This is a genomic window from Streptomyces sp. NPDC030798, from assembly GCF_055572275.1.
Genome location: NZ_JBVIDR010000009.1, coordinates 247308 through 266443, shown reverse-complemented (window position 1 = coordinate 266443; position 19136 = coordinate 247308). Strand labels below are relative to the sequence as shown.

19 protein-coding genes are annotated in these 19136 nt (G+C 72.3%); 10 read left to right on the top strand and 9 right to left on the bottom strand.

What is annotated here, in order from left to right:
• Positions 1–625 precede the first annotated feature (625 nt).
• The 4 genes from ACZ404_RS22240 to ACZ404_RS22225 all read right to left on the bottom strand — a co-directional run bounded on the left by ACZ404_RS22240 (position 626) and on the right by ACZ404_RS22225 (position 4179).
• A complete protein-coding gene (locus tag ACZ404_RS22240; protein WP_468442439.1) occupies positions 626–1762 on the bottom strand; it encodes a hypothetical protein in 1137 nt (378 codons plus the stop codon).
• Positions 1762–2424: an RNA polymerase sigma factor gene (locus ACZ404_RS22235; RefSeq protein ID WP_468442437.1), complete on the bottom strand. Its 663-nt coding sequence runs from the start codon at positions 2422–2424 to the stop codon at positions 1762–1764. Before ACZ404_RS22235 ends, ACZ404_RS22240 begins: the two co-directional genes overlap by 1 nt.
• Before the next feature lie 277 nt (positions 2425–2701).
• Positions 2702–3484: a hypothetical protein gene (locus ACZ404_RS22230; RefSeq protein ID WP_468442435.1), complete on the bottom strand. Its 783-nt coding sequence runs from the start codon at positions 3482–3484 to the stop codon at positions 2702–2704.
• A gap of 62 nt (positions 3485–3546) precedes the next feature.
• Positions 3547–4179: an RNA polymerase sigma factor gene (locus tag ACZ404_RS22225; RefSeq protein WP_468442433.1), complete on the bottom strand. Its 633-nt coding sequence runs from the start codon at positions 4177–4179 to the stop codon at positions 3547–3549.
• A gap of 248 nt (positions 4180–4427) precedes the next feature.
• Here ACZ404_RS22225 and ACZ404_RS22220 point away from each other — a divergent pair, with 248 nt between their 5' ends.
• Positions 4428–7100: an FG-GAP-like repeat-containing protein gene (locus ACZ404_RS22220; protein ID WP_468442431.1), complete on the top strand. Its 2673-nt coding sequence runs from the start codon at positions 4428–4430 to the stop codon at positions 7098–7100.
• A gap of 63 nt (positions 7101–7163) precedes the next feature.
• On the opposite strand, the gene ACZ404_RS22215 is transcribed toward ACZ404_RS22220, so the two are convergent.
• The 4 genes from ACZ404_RS22215 to ACZ404_RS22200 all read right to left on the bottom strand — a co-directional run bounded on the left by ACZ404_RS22215 (position 7164) and on the right by ACZ404_RS22200 (position 10749).
• On the bottom strand, positions 7164–7550 hold the full coding sequence (locus ACZ404_RS22215; RefSeq protein ID WP_468442647.1) for a hypothetical protein: 387 nt from the start codon (positions 7548–7550) through the stop codon (positions 7164–7166).
• Between the two features lie 146 nt (positions 7551–7696).
• Positions 7697–8263, bottom strand: a complete 567-nt coding sequence (locus tag ACZ404_RS22210) for a hypothetical protein (RefSeq protein ID WP_468442429.1) — start codon at positions 8261–8263, stop codon at positions 7697–7699.
• A gap of 89 nt (positions 8264–8352) precedes the next feature.
• Positions 8353–9027, bottom strand: a complete 675-nt coding sequence (locus ACZ404_RS22205) for a DUF4328 domain-containing protein (RefSeq protein ID WP_468442427.1) — start codon at positions 9025–9027, stop codon at positions 8353–8355.
• 60 nt (positions 9028–9087) lie between these two features.
• A complete protein-coding gene (locus tag ACZ404_RS22200) occupies positions 9088–10749 on the bottom strand; it encodes a beta-N-acetylhexosaminidase (protein ID WP_468442425.1) in 1662 nt (553 codons plus the stop codon).
• Positions 10750–10903: 154 nt separating this feature from the next.
• Here ACZ404_RS22200 and ACZ404_RS22195 point away from each other — a divergent pair, with 154 nt between their 5' ends.
• The 9 genes from ACZ404_RS22195 (at position 10904) to ACZ404_RS22155 (ending at position 17360) form a co-directional block, all read left to right on the top strand.
• Positions 10904–11491, top strand: coding sequence for a 2-oxo-4-hydroxy-4-carboxy-5-ureidoimidazoline decarboxylase (locus tag ACZ404_RS22195; protein WP_468442423.1), 588 nt, complete (start codon positions 10904–10906; stop codon positions 11489–11491).
• A gap of 157 nt (positions 11492–11648) precedes the next feature.
• Complete coding sequence (gene sdhC, locus ACZ404_RS22190) at positions 11649–12029, top strand: succinate dehydrogenase, cytochrome b556 subunit (RefSeq protein ID WP_468442421.1); 381 nt, start codon at positions 11649–11651, stop codon at positions 12027–12029.
• Positions 12030–12034: 5 nt separating this feature from the next.
• Positions 12035–12517 carry a succinate dehydrogenase hydrophobic membrane anchor subunit gene (locus ACZ404_RS22185; RefSeq protein ID WP_468442419.1) on the top strand — a complete coding sequence of 161 codons (483 nt, stop codon included), beginning with the start codon at positions 12035–12037 and terminating at the stop codon, positions 12515–12517.
• 19 nt (positions 12518–12536) lie between these two features.
• On the top strand, positions 12537–14291 hold the full coding sequence (gene sdhA, locus ACZ404_RS22180) for a succinate dehydrogenase flavoprotein subunit (RefSeq protein ID WP_468442417.1): 1755 nt from the start codon (positions 12537–12539) through the stop codon (positions 14289–14291).
• Positions 14291–15070 carry a succinate dehydrogenase iron-sulfur subunit gene (locus ACZ404_RS22175; protein ID WP_468442415.1) on the top strand — a complete coding sequence of 260 codons (780 nt, stop codon included), beginning with the start codon at positions 14291–14293 and terminating at the stop codon, positions 15068–15070. Before sdhA ends, ACZ404_RS22175 begins: the two co-directional genes overlap by 1 nt.
• 125 nt (positions 15071–15195) lie before the next feature.
• Positions 15196–15606: a VOC family protein gene (locus ACZ404_RS22170; RefSeq protein ID WP_468442413.1), complete on the top strand. Its 411-nt coding sequence runs from the start codon at positions 15196–15198 to the stop codon at positions 15604–15606.
• Positions 15607–15694: 88 nt separating this feature from the next.
• Positions 15695–16102, top strand: a complete 408-nt coding sequence (locus ACZ404_RS22165; RefSeq protein ID WP_468442411.1) for a hypothetical protein — start codon at positions 15695–15697, stop codon at positions 16100–16102.
• Positions 16099–16608 (top strand): thiol-disulfide oxidoreductase DCC family protein, encoded by a 510-nt coding sequence (locus ACZ404_RS22160; RefSeq protein WP_468442409.1) that lies wholly within the window; start codon positions 16099–16101, stop codon positions 16606–16608. Before ACZ404_RS22165 ends, ACZ404_RS22160 begins: the two co-directional genes overlap by 4 nt.
• An 11-nt stretch (positions 16609–16619) precedes the next feature.
• Complete coding sequence (locus ACZ404_RS22155) at positions 16620–17360, top strand: TetR/AcrR family transcriptional regulator (protein WP_468442407.1); 741 nt, start codon at positions 16620–16622, stop codon at positions 17358–17360.
• 31 nt (positions 17361–17391) lie between these two features.
• On the opposite strand, the gene ACZ404_RS22150 is transcribed toward ACZ404_RS22155, so the two are convergent.
• Positions 17392–18951 carry an ABC transporter substrate-binding protein gene (locus tag ACZ404_RS22150; protein WP_468442405.1) on the bottom strand — a complete coding sequence of 520 codons (1560 nt, stop codon included), beginning with the start codon at positions 18949–18951 and terminating at the stop codon, positions 17392–17394.
• Positions 18952–19136 lie beyond the last annotated feature (185 nt).

Sequence of the window (19136 nt, the reverse complement as noted above, 5' to 3'; positions counted from 1 at the left end):
TGGGGGGTGGGGGGGGGGGGGGGGGGGGGGGGGGGGGGGGGGGGGGGGGGGGGGTGGCCCCCCCCCCCCCCCCCCGCGCCGGGTGCACGAGCCGTGGGTACGGGGGGAACCCCGGCTCAGTGCGACGGCCGATGACCAGTCGGCTCACTCAGTACTGCGTCGCGACCCCCGGAAACGTCACACCTCCCCCGGAAAAATTTTCCCCCCTTACGAAACCGCAGGTCAGAGGGGCAGCGGGCAGGGCCGTACGCGAGGCTCGAAGCCCGGCGCACGACCACTCCGTCCGCGGGCGCACGCCGGGCTCGAGGGGCAGCGCACGAGGTGCTTGCCATGGGTGTGCGCCCGGCGGCTCACCGTGCGGTCCACGACGGGGTGCGGCGCGAGCAGGCGCAGCCCCGTGGCGGACGACGGGATCGGGCGGTGCGTGTGCGCGGGCCGCGAGCGTGGTCAGCGCAGGCTCGGGCTCGGGCGGGCGGGCGATGCAACGCGCGGTCACGACGGGTCCGGCGCGGACATGCGCCGGCGTCGGAGTGCGGCCGGCGGGTTCCGGCGCGGGCGTGGCGGCAGGCTCCGAGCACGCGGGCGCGGGCGTGCGGCCGGGGGCCCGGAGGGCGGCGGGGTCGGGTCAGAGTGCCGTGTATGACGGGCTCGGGGACGGGGTGGGGGCGCCGGCTGCCTTGCCGGGGGTCGGGGTGAAGGGGGTGGGAGTGGGGGAAGCCAGGCCGCCTCGGCGGTGGCCGTCGGAGCCGTGGCCGTCGGAGCCGTGGCCGCCGGAGCCGGAGCCGGAGCCGTGGCCGCGGTCCCTGCCGTGGCCTCGGTGGCTCTCGTCGTCGCCGCCCTGGCCGTTCCCCTCCCCCTTGTCCTTGCCGCCGCCGTTCTTGTCCTGGCCGCCCGTGCCCTTGTCGCCGCCCTTGCCGTTGCCGTCCTGGCCGCCGGCGGTGTACTGGCCCGCGAGGACGGACTTGCAGTACGTGGTGACCCGAGTGGAGCCGCCCGCCAGGCCCTCCAGGGCTCGCCGGCGGTCGCCGCCCAGCTCCTTGCCGTCCCGGATGTCGCGGCAGGCGGCGGTGGCCTCCTGCCACCAGGCACCCGGGGTCCCGGCGGAGGCGCCGGAGCCTGGCGTGGCGCCCCGGTCGGTGCCGGGGGCGTGACCGGAGGGATCGCCGCCCGGCGATCCGCCGGGGCCGGCGTCGGACGCGCCGGTGCCGGGAGTGAGGCCCTGAGGGGCCCGCGGCGAGGGCGAGGCGAGCGGAGGGGCGGACGTCCGGTCGGCGGAGACGGAGGCGGCCGGCCCGGGGCGCTCGTCGTGGAACGGCAGCGGCAACACGCCGCCGGCGGCCATGGCGACCCCGCCGAGCGTGCCCGCGGCCAGCGCCGCGGCGAGCGCGAGCCGCACCGGGCGGGCCCAGCGCGGGCGCCGGGAACGGATTCCGGTACGGCCCGGGGCGCCGATGCGGACCAGTCCGGCGTCGGTGCCGCGCGCGGACGCGCCGGTCCGGCTCGCGGGGGTGCCGGCACCGAAGGCTGCGGCGGTGCGCTCCGCCTCGGCCGCCTCGCGGGCCTTGCGGAACGCGGCCAGCGCGCCCTGCTCACCCGGGAGTTCACCGGGCGCGGGAGCCGCCTGCGCGGAGAGCGCGCCCAGCGCCTCGGCGAGCCGTTCCGCCTGGTCACGGGCTGCGGCGTCGACGGCTTCCAGTGACTCACCGCGCAGCAGACGTTCCGCCGTTTCCCGGTTAAGCCACTTGTAGTGCTCGTCGGCCATCACATGTCCTTCTGCGTCCGCGCACGCGTATGCGTCACAGTTGCGGACGACACCGTTCGACCGCGCGGTTCTCGCTGGGGAGGCAGCGCGTCCAGCACGCCGGCCGATTCCGGATCCTCGCCGAGCAGCTCCGCGAGCCGCTTCAGACCGCGGTGCGCGGCGGTCCGGACGGCGCCCGCGCGTTTGCCGAGGGTCTCGGCTGCGGACTTGGCGTCGAGGCCGACCACCACGCGCAGGACGACCGCCTCCGCCTGGTCCTGCGGGAGGCGCGCGATGAGGGAGAGGGTGTGCCCGGTGGTCAGGGCCTCGATGGCCTCGCCGGCGGTGTCGGACTCGGCGGCCCGGCCGGTCAGTTCCGTCTCGTCGCCGCCGATCGCGGGGCGGCGGCCGCGCATCCGTATGTGGTCCAGGGCGCGGTTGCGGGCGATCCGGGCGGCCCAGCCGCGGAACCGGTCGGCGTCGCCGCTGAACCGGTCGAGGTCCCGGGCGATCTGCAGCCATGCCTCGGACGTGACGTCCTCGGCGTCGGCGTCACCGACGAGCGTGCGCACGTATCCGAGCAGCCTCGGGTGCACCGATCGGTACACAGTACGGAACGCGGTCTCATCTCCGTCCTGTGCCGCACGCACCGCGGTGGTCAGCTCCGCGTCGTCCCCCAGCACCGCACTCCCTTACGCCTGTCTCCGGATCGGCGCGAAAGGCACGTTACGGCGTGAAACCGCTACTCGTCCATGTCTGTAGAAGATGCAACTAACTCGTGACCGGGTTCGGATGTGCGCAGGGTGAGGATGCGAGCGGCCGGGGTGTGACAGAAAACGCACTCCAGGCGCTGAGGAAAGTACGGGCCGCGCGCGGCCCGGACGCGCGACGGCCGGGGCCTCTCCTGTGGGGGGTGGCGGCCCCGGCCGTTGCCCTACGGCAACCGGCGCGTGAGCCGGGTCACTTCTTCGCGTGGGACGCGGAGGTGCCGTTGCCGGTGGACGCGGAGCCGCCGGAGGCGCCGTTCCCGCCACTGCCGGCGCCCTTGGCGCCGCTGCCCGGAGCGCTGTCGCTCCTTCCCTGGTTCCCGCTCGTGTCGCCGCCGTCGCGGGTGCCCGCCTGCGCCAGCCGGGCGGCGCAGTAGGCGGCGACCTTTCCCTCGCCGCCGGCGGCGGTCACGAGCCGCTGCCAGGCGGTGGAGTCGAGGGCCTGGCCGCGGTTCTTCACGTGCTCGTAGGCGCGGCAGTGGGCGAGGGAGTCCTGGGCGGTGTCCGGGCGGTCCGGCGGGGCGGAGGAGGGACCGGAGGCGGTGCCGTCCGGCGAGGCGGCGTCCGTGCCGGGTGCCGCTGCCGGGGGACGGACGGCCGGCGCGGTGGAGCGGGGGCCGTGCGGGGCGGACCCGGAGGAGCCGATCGCGGCGACGGCGACCGCGCCGCCCAGCGTGAGGCTCGCCAGCAGCACGGAGAGGGTGGCCCGCACCGGCAGCCGTGCACGCCGGGACGCCCGAGGACGCCAGTCGTCGCGGCGCCGGGTCCGCGCCCTCCGGTGCGCCCCCGAGTCCCGCGCCTCCCGGAAGGCGGCCAGGGCACGCTGCTCGGCCTCGGCTCCGATCACGTCGGCGGCCACGGCCCCGCGGATGGCGGCCCCGAGCCGGGCCTCGAAACCGCGCGCCGTCAGTGCGGGGCCGTCAGGGTGCACACGCCGGCGACCGGGCGTCCCGTAGTCGCTCTGCCGTTCACCCATGTCCGTTCCCGTTCCTCCTGGATCCGTTCTCCCGGATCCATACGGCCCAGGGCCGTCACCGTTCACTTCGACTCCCCCAGCGTCCTGGGGCCGTCATCCGTCACACCCGCGTCGGCCGCGTCCGGGACGCCCAGCCGGCGGGCGAGCCGTTTCAGTCCCCGGTGCGCTGCCGTACGCACCGCGCCGGGCCGCTTGCCGAGGACACGGGCGGCGGCGGGGCCGTCGAGGCCGACCACGACCCGGAGCAGCACGGCCTCCGCCTGGTCGGTGGGCAGCGAGCGGACCAGGTCCAGGGCGCGCTCGGTGGAGAGCGACTCCAGTGCCTGCTCGTAGGTGCTGTGCGGGCCGGGCAGTTCCAGGACGTCCTGTTCGAGCGCCGCGCCCCGGGGCCGTACCCGCTGTCTGCGCAGGTGGTCCAGGGCCCGGTGCCGGGCGATGGTCGCGGTCCAGCCGCGGAAGCCGGCCCCGTCGCCCTTGAAGCGTCCGAGGTCGCGGGCTATCTCCAGCCAGGCGTCGGAGGCCACGTCCTCGGCGTCGTCGCCGACGAGGCCGCGCAGATAGCCGAGCAGCCCCGGCTGCACGATCCGGTAGGCCACCGCGAACGCGGTCTCGTCACCGGCCTGGGCCCGCGCGACGGCCGCGCCCAGCTCCCCGTCGCGCGCCTGCAGGCGACGGGGGTCTCCTCCCTGGCCCAAGACTGTCCTCGTTCAGCCGAGTTCGTAGCCACCCGTGTGGCGCATCCCGCACCGGGCGACACACTCCTGTCGTGCCACGCCCTCCAAGGTCAACAGCGCCAGGTCGCACAGAAGTGTCACAGCGCCGGCGGACCGGCCGGACCGCCCGCCGGTCGGGGCGGGTGACGCTTCGCAAAGTCGATGCGCTGTACAAGTGCCGCCTGTGTGGCAGGTGGGGCCGTCGTGTTGATTGTTTAGGGGTGGGACAGTTGAGTCCTCGCAGGACCCATGCGTACAAACCGTTCAGTCTCAAGCGCCGGGCGTGGCTCACGCTCGGCGCCGTCGTGCTGGGCGGGGCCGGAGTCGTCACCTACGCGTTCGCGGATCCGGGCCACCAGGACGGCAGGGGCGCGGCCCGCAAGCCGTCCGTGCACACGCTGAAGCTGGCGAACCGGGGCTCGGGCCGCAAGGGTCTGGCGAAGACGGGCACCGACCGGTTCAGCGCCCTGCTGCTGACCTGGGACGACGCCCAGGCCGAGGCCAAGGGCACGCCCGAGGTGCGGACCCGGGACCGGGAGACCGGCACGTGGTCCGGCTGGCAGAAGCTGCCGGACGACCCGTACCAGGCCGACGGCGCGGAGGCGAAGCGCGCGGGTGACCCCCGGGGCGGCACCGCCTCGCTGTGGACCGGCGACTCCGACGGCGTCCAGGTGCGCCTGGTGAAGGCGGACGGCACCGAGGCGGGCGGCCAGCCGGCCGGCATGGACGTCAAGCTGCTCGACCCGGGCACGGACCCGGCGGGCAGCCCGCAGCCGGCCGCGTTCGCGGCGGACACGACGGCACCGGCCACCGGCTCCGCGTCGCCCTCGGACCCCCCGGCGCCGGCGGACTCCCCCTCCCCGTCCCCGTCCGCCTCCGAGTCGCCGTCGGGCTCCGAGTCGCCCTCGGACTCCGCGTCCCCGTCCGACTCCGTCTCGCCCTCCCCGTCCAGCACCGTCCCCGCTCCCCGGCCCTCCACGGTCGCCAAGCCGCCGGTCATCACGCAGGCCGAGTGGGGCGCCTCCACGGACTACGACGGCACGCCGAGCTACGGCACCGAGATCAAGGCGGCCGTCATCCACCACACCGGTGTCGACAGCGACAACACCGTGTCGTGCGCCGACTCCCGGGCCCGGATGCGCACCATCCAGCAGGAGCACTTCTCCCGCGGCTACTACGACATCGGCTACAACTTCGTCGTCGACCGCTGCGGCCAGATCTTCGAGGGCCGCAGCGGCGGCATGGACCTGCCGGTGGTCGGCGCGCACGACATCGGGTTCAACACGAACACGGTCGGCATCTCGTACATCGGCAACTTCGAGACCGCCAAGCCCAGCCGTGCCGCGCTCGACTCGATCGCGCGGATCGTGGCGTGGAAGTTCGGGATGTACGGCGTCGACCCGACCGGCAAGGTCACGCTGACCTCCGGCAGCCCGAAGGGCCAGGACGGCAACCTGGTGGACCAGGGCCAGCAGATCACGCTGCCGCGGGTGTTCGGGCACCGGGACACCAACGCCACCGCGTGCCCGGGCCGGTACCTGTACCCGAAGCTGTCCCTGATCGCCACGCTCGCCAGGACGCCGGGCATCTCGCACGCCCTGCCCACCTCGGACCACGACCGGGACGGGCTGGCGGACCTGGTGGCCGGCACCCCGAAGGCCAACTCGGTGACGGTCGTGCCGGGCGGCGTCGACGGGCCGGTGAGCGCGAAGAAGGTGACGCTCACCCAGAGCAGCCCGGGCGTGCCCGGTTCCAACGAGTCCGGTGACCAGTTCGGTGCCGCGACCGCCTGGGGCGACGTCAACGGCGACGGCTACGCCGACCTCGCGATCGGCGCGCCCGGCGAGGACGACACCAGCGGCCACGCCGACCGGGGCGCGGTGACGGTCCTGTACGGGCCGGGCCTGGACTCCGGGTACTCGTACACCACGTCCGGCAGCGTGACGGCGACCGGCGCCAAGCTCGGCTCGGCGGTCGCGGTCGGCGACTTCGACGGCGACGGCAGGGCGGACGTCTTCTCGGCCGGTACCGGCCGCGGCGGCAACTGGAACGCGCGGCTGACCGGCGGCGCCACCACCTCCGGCACGCTGACCTCGTCCACCGGTTCCGTGGCCCACCTGGACGCGGCGACCGGTGACTTCAACCGGGACGGCTACACCGACGTGGCCCTGAACTACCGGGACAGCGGCGGCATCGGGCGCGTCGTGCGGTTCGCGGGCTCGGCGAGCGGGCTGACCAAGGCGGGCGTCATCTCGGTCAAGGGCGGCCGGTCGGTGGCCGCGGGCGACTTCGACGCCGACGGCTACGACGACATCGCGATCGGGCAGCCGTACACCGCCGAGTCGGGCGCCCACGCGGGCGGCCAGGTCACTCTGGTCCGCGGCTCGTCCACCGGGTTCACCACCACCGGCATGCGGACGATCCACCAGGACACCAGCGGGGTCCCGGGCGCCGCCGAGTCCGGCGACGCCATGGGCGCCTCGGTCTCCGTGGGCGACTACGACGGCGACGGCTACCCGGACCTGCTCACGGGTCTGCCGGGCGAGGACATCACCCGGGACGGGGTGAGCCGCGGCAACGCGGGCTCGGCGCTGCTGATCAAGGGCAGCTCGACCGGCCCGACCGGCAGCGGTGCCGTGGCCGTCTCGCAGGACACCTCGGGCGTGCCGGGCGGCACCGAGAGCGGCGACGCGTTCGGTACGTCGGTGTCGCTGACCGACCTGTCCGGGTACGGCCGGGCCGACCTGACGTTCGGCGTGGCCGGCGAGGACGGCGGCGACGGCATCCTGATGTACCTGCCGAGCAACAGCTCGGGGCTGGGGTACTCCCAGACGACGGTGCTCAGCAGGAGCGCCCTCGGCACGCCGACGGACGCGGGCCTGGGCACCACCCTGACGCCGTGACCCCGTAGGTCGGTCCGCCCTCCGGCCGGGGCCCGCTCGTGCGGGTCCCGGCCGGTTCGCGTGTCAGCGGCCGGCGCTCGCGTCCCGGCACAGCAGGCGCAGCGAGCCGTGGCCGGCGAAGCACCGGCGGGCCTCGTCGATGGGGTCCCACAGGCGGCCGTCGGGGGTGCGGACCCAGTGGTCGCCGCCGGTCGCCCACCACTCGGCGCCGGTCTGGCGGACGACGACCTCGCCGGCGTAGGCCCCGAGGCCGCGCAGCACGCTCTCGACGGCCGCGAGCGGCGGCTCCTCGCGCCGTATCTCGTCGATCATCCGGTCCACCCGCCACAGGCTCTGCGCCGAGTAGTCGAGCCGCACCCGCGCGCCCTCGCGCAGGGTCGCCACCGCGTCGGCGGCCCACCGCACGGGCTTGGTGGCGGCGTGCGGCCTGGTCTCCTGCTGTGCTGTCAGGTAGTGCGCTGTCACATAGGGAAAAGCGGACCGGGCGGAGCTCGCGTCACGCCGATCCGGGCCGTTTCCGCAACCCGCGCAGGACCGCCCCACCGCCCCCGCAGGACGGTCACCGTACCCGCCCAGGACAACGGGTTTGACTCCGGTCAGCCCCGTCCGCGGGCCCGGCGGGAGACCACCGCGCGCAGCACCCGGCGACCCTCGACCGAGACGTCCAGGGCGCGGCGCAGGCCGTTCGCGCCGTGCTCGGCGAGGAGTTCCAGGACGACGCTCTGGCGCCGCAGTTCGGCGGCGACGAGCGGGGGGAGGTGCGCGGTGCCGCCCGTCCGCCCGGCCTCGAGGTCGTCCTCGGGTGAGGCGGCCGGGTCGAGGAGGCGGTGGACCCGCAGGGAGGCGAGGGAGCAGGCGTCGGCCCAGGCGCGCACGGCGTCGGCGGTGCGCTCGGCCGGGGCCTCGTCCAGCATGCGGCGGGCCAGCAGGGCGGCCTCGTCCTCACCGGACTCGCCCGGCTCACCGGACTGCGCCGGGCCGAGAGCGCCGCGCGCCTTCTCCAGACCGGCGCTCCAGTCGGTGCCGTCGGCCAGGCTCGCCCACAGGGGGCGCAGCACCTCGTCGTCACCGCCCAGCAGTGGCACGCACCGATCCAAACAAGCCAGCCCACCGGCGGCCAGCGCACGTTCGTCGGCCTGCGCGATCCGTTCCACCAGGCTCATCGAACCCTCCCTCGCCGGGCACACCTTTACGGAGCCCGCACTTCCCCTTACTGCGTGCAACGGGCCGAGGGTGTCACAGCAGTGGGTTTTCAGCCAAGGCCCGGGGCGAGAACGGGCTGGGTGAGTGCCTTCTGCTCCTGCATGCGGGTCAGCCGGACGACGAGGCGGATCGCCAGGCCGGCGGCCGCGAGGTCGACCGCGTCCGCGGCCATCACCTGCACCGCCGCCTGACGGAACTCCGCGGCGGTGGTCGCCGAGTCGTAGAGCTCCGTCATGAGCCGGCCCACGCCCGTGGAGACGAGCCACAGCGCCCACCAGAGGTTGATCAGCCCGTGCCGCGGGCGGGTACCGTCGGGGCCGCTGGCGTCCCAGATGTCCAGGACCACCCGGCGCGGGTACCAGAAGTTCGCGAGCGGCACCACCCACCCGGCGACCACCCAGGCGCGCGCCTTGCTGTGCCCGTCCGGGCGGAAGACCTCGGCGTTGACCCGCACCCGGTAGAGCCAGAGCACGAACACCACCGCGCAGCCCAGCCCCATCACGCCCTGGCCCACTCCGGCCGCCGAGTACAGGAAGTCGGCCCGGGAGGCGCGCCCGGAGCGTTCCGCGCCGAAGGCGCCGGCGCTCGCCGCGAGGTCGTCCGCCACGCGGTGGACACCGAGGCCCGCCCCGATCGCGAGCAGATCCATGACCGCGACCAGTCCCAGCACCGCGACGGTGATCTGCCCGAGCAGAAGCGGTGAGCGCAAGCGTGTGCCGGACATGACAGTCCCCCCGTGACCCGTGTGATGTGGCACGCGGAAGATACCGTGCCCCGCGAGGACTCAGCCCAGCCGGGCCGCCAGCGCCGTGAACCGGTCCCAGGACAGCGCCGGGGCGCCCGGGTCCCACAGCTTCTGCACGGTGGCCCGCAGCGGCATCCGGATGCCGGCCGCGACCTGGGCCTCGGTCTGCGCGTTCGGGAAGTCGCACCACACCGCGAACGAACCGCCGAGGATCTGGCTGTCGTAGCGGGCCGGGACGGCGGTCGTGCCGCGCAGCACGCGCGGGGTCCACTGCTCGTAGATCCGCTGTCCTGTCGGGTAGACGAAGGTCTGCGGCTGCCCGAGCACGTAGTACAGGAACTCGTCGTTGTAGTTGAGCACCTTGCGCCCCGCGCTCAGGTACTCCACCGGCTGCCGGGCGCCGATCTCCTTGCCGGTCCAGTAGGCGACCTGGAGATCCTTGGCGGGCTGCACGGACGTGCCCCGGAAGAAGCCGTCGTTCCACGCCCGCAGGGTCCTGCCGTGGGCGCGGACGGTGGCGGCGCGGTCGTTCAGCCAGCCGGTGGCGAGGTCGGCGACGGTGCCGCCGGAGCCGTACTTCTGCCGGGCGGCGGCCGCGAGCTGGGGATAGGAGGCCTGCGGGTCGCGCACGGTGAGTGCCTGGTACTCGTCGCCGCCCAGATGCCACTGACTGCCGGTGAAGAGCCCGGCGTACTCGTTCAGCAGGTCGTCGAGCAGCTTGGCGGAGGCCGGCTCGGAGATGTCGATCGCGCCGCGGGTGGCGACCCCGCTCGCGTTGCGCAGCTGCAGCTCGGGGTGGGCGGCGAGGACCGCGCCGAGGTGGCCGGGCGAGTCGATCTCGGGCACGACGGTGATGTGCCGGCTCGCGGCGAGGTCCACGATCTGCTTGACCTGGGCCTTGGACAGATGGTCCTTGGAGACGATCTCGGGGTGGCTGCTGGACTCGATGCGGAACGCCTGGTCGTCGGAGAAGTGCAGCCCCAGCTCGTTGAACTTCAGGTCCCCCAGTTCGCGTATCCGGTCCTCGATCCAGGACGCGCTGAACGGCTTGCGGGCGATGTCCAGCATGAAGCCGCGCACCGGCTTGGCGGGCTGGTCGCGCACGACGCCCTCCGGTGCCGTGCCGCCGCCGTGGACCTCCTGCTTGAGGGTCCGGGTGCCGTAGAACACCCCCGCGTCGGCCGGCCCGCTGATGTCCACCCGGCCGCCGCGCACGGTCATGGTGTACGACTCCGGGTTGCCGCCCCCGCCGAGCGCGAGCCGCACGTCCCCGGCCCGCGTGTCGTTCTTCCGGCCCGCGTAGGCGAGCCCCAGCTCGCCGGCCACCAGCCGCCCCTCGTCGGCCAGCCGCGGATCGCTCACCACCACCCGCTCGCCGTGCCGCGGCCGCCAGCCGGGACCGCGCGCCGCGGTGTGGGAGCGCACCGCGGGTATCGTGCGCGGCGCCTGTGAGAGCGGATACGACCGGCTCGGAGCGGGGCTGCTCGAGGCGGCGGCGGGGCGGGACGCGGCCCTGGACGCCTCGGCGGGGGGCGAGGACGCCCGCGCCGCACTCCCGGCCGGTCTCGAGCCGCCACCGTCCGCCGAGGCCCACACGCCGACGCCCACGCCGAGCGCGACGGTCCCCACGAACGCGGTGGCGACCACCGCCTGCTTCCGCCTCAGGTGCTGCGCCGAGGCCCGGCGCCTGTGCTGGCTCACCCAGCCAACGTACGTCCGATCGGCGGTGCATTCGTCACCGAGGCATCCTCAAACTCTCCCGTCCGAGTGAAATTCGGGCATCCGTCGGACACACAGTGACCACTCTCGATAACGTGACGACACACTTTTCACAGGACCCCCTGCCACGCCCCATGTGACGCGAGGACCCACGCTGCCCGCCCATCGTCTGCCCTGCCTCCCCAAGCCGCTGGACGCCTTCAACGCCGCACCCGCCGACGAGGCCGGCGCGCTCCTCCTGCACTGCCTGCGCAGCCCGCGCTGGTCGCGCCGCGTCGCCGCGCACCGCCCCTACCCGGACGTCGAGTCCGTCCTGGCGGCGGCGGACGAGGCGGCGTACGACCTGTCGGTCCCCGATCTGGCCGATGCCCTGGCGGGTGAGCCCCTTCCGGAGCTGCCCGCGGACACCTACTCGGCGGCCCACATGGCCCTGAGCGCGGCCCTCGCGGCCTACGAGTCCCGATTCGGACACACGTTCGTCATCTATCTGGGCGACACTCCGCCGGGCGAGTCCATCGACCGCATCCTGGAGGCGATCCGGTCACGATTGGCAAACGATCCGGAGGAGGAGCGGGTCATAGCGGCGGAGGAACTCCGGCGCCTTGCGAAGAGGCGACTCGCAGACGCCCTGGGGGGCGCGGAGCAGTGCCCATCTGCGGCACCGCCGCGGAGCGCGGCCGGCCCCCACGCGCCCGCACCCGGCGCCCGGCAGGACCCTCGTTAGCCCACCCCGGTGCCACTTTGATCACACAAGTAGGCCCCCCGTAAGCCTCGCCGAACCGCACGGATACGATGCTGGGGGCCGGTGGACCGTACCCGGCCGGGCCCGACCGACACCGAAGCCGGCGCGGCCCTAGTCCCCGCTCCCGGAGGGTTCTTCCGTGCCGGCTGGAACGCTGTACCGCGGCCGGGAAGGAATGTGGTCCTGGGTGGCTCACCGAGTCACCGGCGTCCTCATCTTCTTCTTCCTGTTCGTTCACGTGCTGGACACCGCACTCGTCCGTGTCTCCCCCGAGGACTACGACAAGGTCGTAGCCACGTACAAGACGCCGATCGTCGCCGTGCTGGAATACGGCCTCGTCGCCGCCATCCTCTTCCACGCCCTCAACGGCCTGCGCGTCATCGCCGTCGACTTCTGGTCGAAGGGCCCGCGCTACCAGAAGCAGATGTTCTGGACCGTGATGGGTGTCTGGGTCGTCCTGATGGCTGGGGCGGTCTACCCGGTCCTCGGCCACGCCTTCCGTGTCGTCTTTGGGAGCTGACGCCGATGTCGACCACTGAAACCACCGCCTCCGGAGTCGGCCCCGTCGAGGGCGCTCCGGTCTACGGCGCCGACAACCCGGCCCCGCTGATCGAGGCGCCGCGCAAGCGCACCAAGAAGACCCCGCGGTCGACCCGGGGCAACTTCGAGCTGGCGGCGTGGCTGTTCATGCGGCTGTCCGGCATCGTGCTGGTGCTCCTGGTCATCGGCCACCTGCTGATCCAGCTCGTGCTGGACGGCGGCGTGTCCAAGATCGGCTTCGCCTTCGTGGCCGGCCGCTGGGCGTCCCCCTGGTGGCAGGTCTGGGACCTGCTGATGCTGTGGCTCGCCATGCTGCACGGCGCCAACGGCCTGCGCACGGTCATCAACGACTACGCGGAGCGTCCCGCCTCGCGTATGTGGCTGAAGGCCCTGCTGTACACCGCCACGGTGTGGACCATCCTGCTGGGCACGCTGGTGATCTTCACCTTCGACCCGAACATCCGCTAGGCACGGGGCTGCGAGAACTATGAAGATCCACAAGTACGACACCGTCATTGTCGGCGCCGGTGGCGCGGGCATGCGCGCGGCCATCGAGGCGACGAAGCGCAGCCGCACCGCCGTGCTGACCAAGCTCTACCCCACCCGCTCCCACACGGGCGCCGCGCAGGGCGGCATGGCCGCCGCGCTGGCGAACGTGGAGGAGGACAACTGGGAGTGGCACACCTTCGACACGGTCAAGGGCGGTGACTACCTGGTCGACCAGGACGCCGCCGAGATCCTGGCGAAGGAGGCCATCGACGCGGTCCTCGACCTGGAGAAGATGGGCCTGCCGTTCAACCGGACCCCGAACGGCACCATCGACCAGCGCCGCTTCGGCGGTCACAGCCGCAACCACGGCGAGGCCCCGGTCCGCCGGTCCTGCTACGCCGCGGACCGCACCGGCCACATGATCCTCCAGACGCTGTACCAGAACTGCGTCAAGGAGGGCGTGGAGTTCTTCAACGAGTTCTACGTCCTGGACCAGCTGATCACCGAGGTCGACGGCGTCAAGAAGTCGGCCGGTGTGGTGGCGTACGAGCTGGCCACCGGTGAGATCCACGTCTTCCAGGCGAAGGCCGTCATCTACGCCTCCGGCGGCTGCGGCAAGTTCTTCAAGGTGACCTCCAACGCGCACACCCTCACCGGTGACGGCCAGGCCGCCGTCTACCGCCGGGGCCTGCCGCTGGAGGACATGGAGTTCTTCCAGTTCCACCCGACCGGCATCTGGCGCATGGGCATCCTGCTCACCGAGGGCGCCCGCGGCGAGGGCGGCATCCTGCGCAACAAGGACGGCGAGCGCTTCATGGAGAAGTACGCTCCCGTCATGAAGGACCTGGCGTCCCGTGACGTCGTGTCCCGGTCCATCTACACGGAGATCCGCGAGGGCCGCGGCTGCGGTCCCGAGGGCGACCACGTCTACCTGGACCTCACCCACCTGCCGCCGGAGCAGCTCGACGCCAAGCTGCCGGACATCACCGAGTTCGCGCGGACCTACCTCGGCATCGAGCCGTACACGGACCCGATCCCGATCCAGCCGACCGCGCACTACGCGATGGGCGGCATCCCGACGAACGTCGAGGGTGAGGTCCTGGCGGACAACACCACCGTCGTCCCGGGCCTGTACGCGGCCGGCGAGGTCGCCTGTGTCTCCGTGCACGGCGCCAACCGCCTGGGCACCAACTCGCTGCTGGACATCAACGTCTTCGGCCGCCGGGCCGGCATCGCCGCCGCCGAGTACTCCCACAAGGCGGACTTCGTCGAGCTGCCGGAGAACCCGGCGTCGTTCGTCGTCGAGCAGATCGAGCGGCTGCGCGAGTCCACCGGCAGCGAGCGGGTGGCGACCCTGCGGCGCGAGCTGCAGGAGACCATGGACGCCAACGTCATGGTGTTCCGCACCGAGCAGACGATCAAGACGGCCGTCGAGAAGATCGCCGAGCTGCGCGAGCGCTACAAGAACGTGGCGATCCAGGACAAGGGCAAGCGGTTCAACACGGACCTCCTCGAGGCGATCGAGCTGGGCAACCTGCTCGACCTGGCCGAGGTCATGGCCGTCTCGGCCCTGGCCCGCAAGGAGTCCCGCGGCGGTCACTACCGCGAGGACTACCCGAACCGCGACGACGTCAACTTCATGCGCCACACCATGGCGTACCGCGAGGTGGGCGCCGACGGCTCGGAAACCGTCCGTCTCGACTACAAGCCGGTCGTCCAGACCCGCTACCAGCCGATGGAGCGTAAGTACTGATGGCTACCCCCGTTCTGGACAAGGAAGAGGCGGCCGGCCAGCCCGAGCCCGGCTTCGCCGACTCCCCCTACATCACCGTCACCTTCCGGGTCCGCCGGTTCAACCCGGAGGTCTCGGCCGAGGCGACCTGGGAAGACTTCCAGCTGGAGATCGACCCGAAGGAGCGTGTCCTCGACGGCCTCCACAAGATCAAGTGGGACATCGACGGCACCCTCACCTTCCGCCGCTCGTGCGCCCACGGCATCTGCGGCTCGGACGCGATGCGGATCAACGGCAAGAACCGCCTTGCCTGCAAGACGCTGATCAAGGACATCAACCCCGAGAAGCCGATCACGGTCGAGCCCATCAAGGGCCTGACGGTCCTGAAGGACCTGGTCGTGGACATGGAGCCGTTCTTCCAGGCGTACCGGGACGTCATGCCGTTCCTGGTCACCAAGGACACCAACGAGCCGACGCGGGAGCGGCTGCAGTCCGCCGAGGACCGCGAGCGCTTCGACGACACCACCAAGTGCATCCTGTGCGCCGCGTGCACGTCGTCCTGCCCGGTGTTCTGGAACGACGGCCAGTACTTCGGTCCGGCCGCGATCGTGAACGCCCACCGCTTCATCTTCGACAGCCGTGACGAGGCGGGCGAGCAGCGCCTGGAGATCCTCAACGACCGCGACGGCGTGTGGCGCTGCCGCACGACCTTCAACTGCACGGACGCCTGCCCGCGCGGTATCGAGGTCACCAAGGCGATCCAGGAAGTGAAGCGTGCGCTGATCACGCGCCGCTACTGAGGTCCGTCCCGCGGCACCTCTTCGAGGGCCCCGTTCCCCCTGGGAACGGGGCCCTCGGGCGTTGTCGGGGGCGTGTTGCGGCGCGCTTGAGCCGCCCCGGCGCGACCCCGCTCTAATCTGACGACATGTCAGACGAAGAGTCGTACGAGCTGCTCGGATTCGACAACGTACTGCTCCCCGTCGGCGACCTCGCGGAGGCCGTCGGCTTCTACGAGCGCGCCGGGTTCACGGTCGGGTTCCGGCTGGACGAGCTCGGTATCGCGCTGCTGAAGGTCGGGGGCGAGACACCCGGGATCCTGCTGCGGGTGGAGGAGCAGCTGGGGCACCGGAGTCCCCCCTGGCCCTCGCCGCGGGTCTGGCTGGAGGTGCCGGACGCGCGGGTGGCGGCGCGCGAGCTGGCCGCCGCCGGGATCCCACCGCTCGACGAGGTGTCCCCCGGGGCGACCGGCTGGACCGTGGAGATCGCCGACCCCTGGGGGAACGTGCTCGGCTTCACGGACTACGGCAAGCGGCCGGAGCTGGGCCGCAGAAGCTGACCCCGGACCCTTGAGTTGAACATGTTCAAAAGCAGCGCTACAGTCATCCCTGTCAGCGTTTTTGAACGCGTTCAAGGAGGGGTGGGGCATGGACCGTACCGTCATCGCCTACGTCATCTACCTGGTGGTCAGCATCGCGCTGACCATCTGGGTGGCCCGCACGCTCAGCCGCAACGGCCGGATCTTCCTCGCCGACGTGCTGCACGGCAACGAGAAGCTCGCCGACGCCGTCAACCACCTGCTGGTGGTCGGCTTCTACCTCGTCAACCTCGGATTCGTGGCCCTCTACCTGAGCGGTGACGACACGATCACCGACACCCGCGGGATCTTCGAGGCACTGTCGACCAAGCTCGGTGTGGTCCTGCTGGTGCTGGGCGTGATGCACCTGGGCAACGTGTACGTGCTCAACAAGATCCGGCGGCGCGGGATCATGGAGCAGGAGCAGCAGCCCCCGGTGGCCCCGCAGGGCTGGATGCCGCCGACGGTCGGGGCGTGAGCGCCGTGACAGCCACCGAGGACCGGGGCGCCGTGAGCGCTCCGGTCCGCCGGCTCACCGTCCTCTACGACGCAGAGTGCTCCCTCTGCACCCACCTGCGCGACTGGCTCGTACGGCAGCGACAGCTGGTGCCGCTGGAGCTGGTGCCCGCGGGGTCGCCCGAGGCCCGGGCCCGGTTCCCCGGACTCGATCACGGGGCCACGCTGGACGAGGTCACCGTGGTCGGTGACGCCGGGCAGGTCTACCAGGGCTCGCGTGCCTGGATCGTCGTCCTGTGGGCCCTGCGCGAACACCGTCCGCTCGCCCATCGGTTGAGCACCCCGGCCGGGGCCCGGCTGGCCCGGGGCGCGGTATTGGCGGCGGCGAAGTGGCGCGGGACGCAGTGGCGCGGGACGCAGTGGGGCGGGCAGGCCTATCGGCGGGGCGACGGGTGGGTCTATCACCCGGCCCAGGGCTGGCGTTACGAACCGCCCTCCTGCGCCGACGGGACCTGTGGCACTCGTTAGGCTTTTCTACCGTGCCCGTGAAGAACGACGGCCCCGAAGCGGCCGGCCCCCAGACCAAGTCGGAGCAGACCCGCGCGCTGATCCTGGAGACCGCGATGCGGCTGTTCCAGGAGCGCGGCTACGACAAGACCACCATGCGGGCCATCGCCAAGGAGGCCGGGGTCTCCGTCGGCAACGCCTACTACTACTTCGAGGGCAAGGAGCACCTGATCCAGGGCTTCTACGACCGGATCGCCGCCGAGCACCAGGTGGCGGTCCGGGAGGTCCTGGAGCGGGAGACGGACCTGGAGGCACGGATCGCCGGGGTGCTCACGGCGTGGCTGGACATCGCGCGGCCGTACCACGAGTTCGCGGTGCAGTTCTTCAAGAACGCCGCCGACCCGGACAGCCCGCTCAGCCCCTTCTCGCCGGAGAGCGAGCACGCCCGGGAGCAGGCCATCAGCGTGCACCGGGAGGTGCTGGCCGGCTCGAAGTCCAAGGTGGCGCCCGAACTGCGGGAGGTGCTGCCGGAGTTGATGTGGCTGTCCCAGATGGGGCTGGTGCTGTACTGGATCTTCGACCGGACCGAGGGACGCGAGCGCAGCTACCGGCTCGCGCGGCGCGGCGCCCGGCTGACCGCACGCGGTGTGGCGCTGGCCCGGTTCCGGGTGCTCCGGCCCCTGGTGCTGGAGGTCCACGAGCTGTTCACGGACTTCCTGCCCGGCATGACGAAGGCCCTGCCCGACCCGGGCAAGCGGGCGGCCGGGGACTGATCGCCCGGCCGCGCCGGTCGCGTCGCGCCGGTCAGATCCACTCCAGACGCCACAGGCGGAACACGCCCGTGCCGTCCGTCAGGTACTGGCCGCCGCCGACGTCCTCGGTGCTGACCACGTACTCCTTGCGCTGCCACAGCGGGAGCAGCGGCACGTCGGCGGCCACGTCCCCCTGGATCGCACGGAAGTCGTTGGCGGCGCGGGAGCGGTCGGCATAGTGCCGGCTGTCCTGGATGAGGTGGTCGACGGCCTTGTTGCTGTAGCCGGTGCTCATGGTGGAGCCGGTGCCGACGAGCGGGGAGCCGAAGGTGTCCGGGTCCGGGTAGTCGGCCACCCAGCCGACCGCCCAGGCGTCCATCTTCCCGGCGGCCCAGCGCTTCTGGAAGTCGGTCCACTCGTAGCCCCGGACGTCCACCTTGAACAGGCCGCCCGCCTCCAGCTGCTGCTTCAGCGCCGCGGCCTCCTGCTCACCGGCGCCCCGGTTCCTGCCGTAGCCGAAGGTGAAGCGCACGGGCAGGGTCACCCCGGCCTGGGTGAGCAGCTCCCGGGCCTTGCTGGTGCTCTGCGTCGGGTAGCTGTCGAAGAAGGACGTGGTGTGGCCGGTGATGCCGGCCGGGATCAGCGAGTACAGCGGGTCGACCGTGCCGTCGTACACCGTGGCGGCCAGCTTCTCGCGGTTGATCAGCCAGGCCATCGCGCGGCGCACGCGCACGTCGTGCAGCGGGGAGCCGGCGCGGGTGTTGAGGTAGAGGTTGCGGGTCTCGGAGCTGTCGGACTCGGTGACCCGCTCGTTGGGGTCGCTCGGGTTGAGCTGCGCGAGCACGTCCGGCGGCAGCGTGCGGGTGGCCACGTCGACCTGCTTGGCCTTCCAGGCGTCGTCGAGCTTCTGCGAGTCGGCGTAGTAGCGCAGCTCGACGGGGCGGCCGGTCTCCTTGAGGTAGCCCTTGTACGCCGTGTTGGGCGCGAGGACGGCCTTCTGGTCCTTGGTGTACGTGCTCAGCGTGTACGGGCCGGTGCCGTCGGCGCCGGTGCCGGTGCGCAGGGCGGTGGCCGGGTACTTGTCCTTGTCGACGATCGACCCGGCGCCGGTGGCGACCTTCTGCGGGAAGGTGGCGTCCGGGGACGACAGATGGAAGGTCACCGTCGTGGCGTTGTCGGCGGTCACCGAGCCGAGGGTGGAGAGCAGGGACGCCGGACCGACCGGAGAGTTGATCTTCTTGACCCGGTCGAAGGAGAACTTCACGTCCTGTGCGGTCATCCTGCGGCCGCTCGGGAACGTGATGTCGTCGCGGAGCGTGCACTGGTACGTGCGCAGGCCGGCGCCCTCGAAGGAGCAGCTCTTCGCCGCGTCCGGGACCGGTTCGACACCGGACGGCTCGAAGGTGAGCAGTGTCTGGAACACGTTGCTGAACAGGGCCCAGGAACCGGCGTCATAGGCGCCGGCCGGGTCCAGTGAGGTGACGGCGTCCGTCGTACCGACCGTGATGGTCCGGTTCTTGTCGTCCTTCGACGGCAGCAACTGCCAGCCGCCGATTCCGACGACGGCGAGTACGAGCAGCGTCACAAGAATGCGCATGCGAACAGATCGCATGGTGGTGCCCTCCCCAGGCCCGCCAAGGCCCTACCCCTGGCCCAGCACAAAAAAGCGGCCACTCCCCTAGTGGCAGCGGCTCACCTAATCACACTGGTTTCACCCGGGGGAAGAGGAATCCGACCGAATGGGAAAGAACTTACCGAGGCGTTGTTCCGGAGAGTTTCACAACCGCTTCACAGGGG

Excerpts from the sequence above, each read along its gene's own strand:
- ACZ404_RS22240 (WP_468442439.1), bottom strand. The coding sequence starts at position 1,762 with ATGGCCGACGAGCACTACAAGTGGCTTAACCGGGAAACGGCGGAACGT.
- ACZ404_RS22230 (WP_468442435.1), bottom strand. The coding sequence starts at position 3,484 with ATGGGTGAACGGCAGAGCGACTACGGGACGCCCGGTCGCCGGCGTGTG.
- ACZ404_RS22210 (WP_468442429.1), bottom strand. The coding sequence starts at position 8,263 with ATGAGCCTGGTGGAACGGATCGCGCAGGCCGACGAACGTGCGCTGGCC.
- ACZ404_RS22205 (WP_468442427.1), bottom strand. The coding sequence starts at position 9,027 with ATGTCCGGCACACGCTTGCGCTCACCGCTTCTGCTCGGGCAGATCACC.
- ACZ404_RS22185 (WP_468442419.1), top strand. The coding sequence starts at position 12,035 with ATGTCGACCACTGAAACCACCGCCTCCGGAGTCGGCCCCGTCGAGGGC.
- sdhA (WP_468442417.1), top strand. The coding sequence starts at position 12,537 with ATGAAGATCCACAAGTACGACACCGTCATTGTCGGCGCCGGTGGCGCG.
- ACZ404_RS22175 (WP_468442415.1), top strand. The coding sequence starts at position 14,291 with ATGGCTACCCCCGTTCTGGACAAGGAAGAGGCGGCCGGCCAGCCCGAG.
- ACZ404_RS22170 (WP_468442413.1), top strand. The coding sequence starts at position 15,196 with ATGTCAGACGAAGAGTCGTACGAGCTGCTCGGATTCGACAACGTACTG.
- ACZ404_RS22165 (WP_468442411.1), top strand. The coding sequence starts at position 15,695 with ATGGACCGTACCGTCATCGCCTACGTCATCTACCTGGTGGTCAGCATC.
- ACZ404_RS22150 (WP_468442405.1), bottom strand. The coding sequence starts at position 18,951 with ATGCGATCTGTTCGCATGCGCATTCTTGTGACGCTGCTCGTACTCGCC.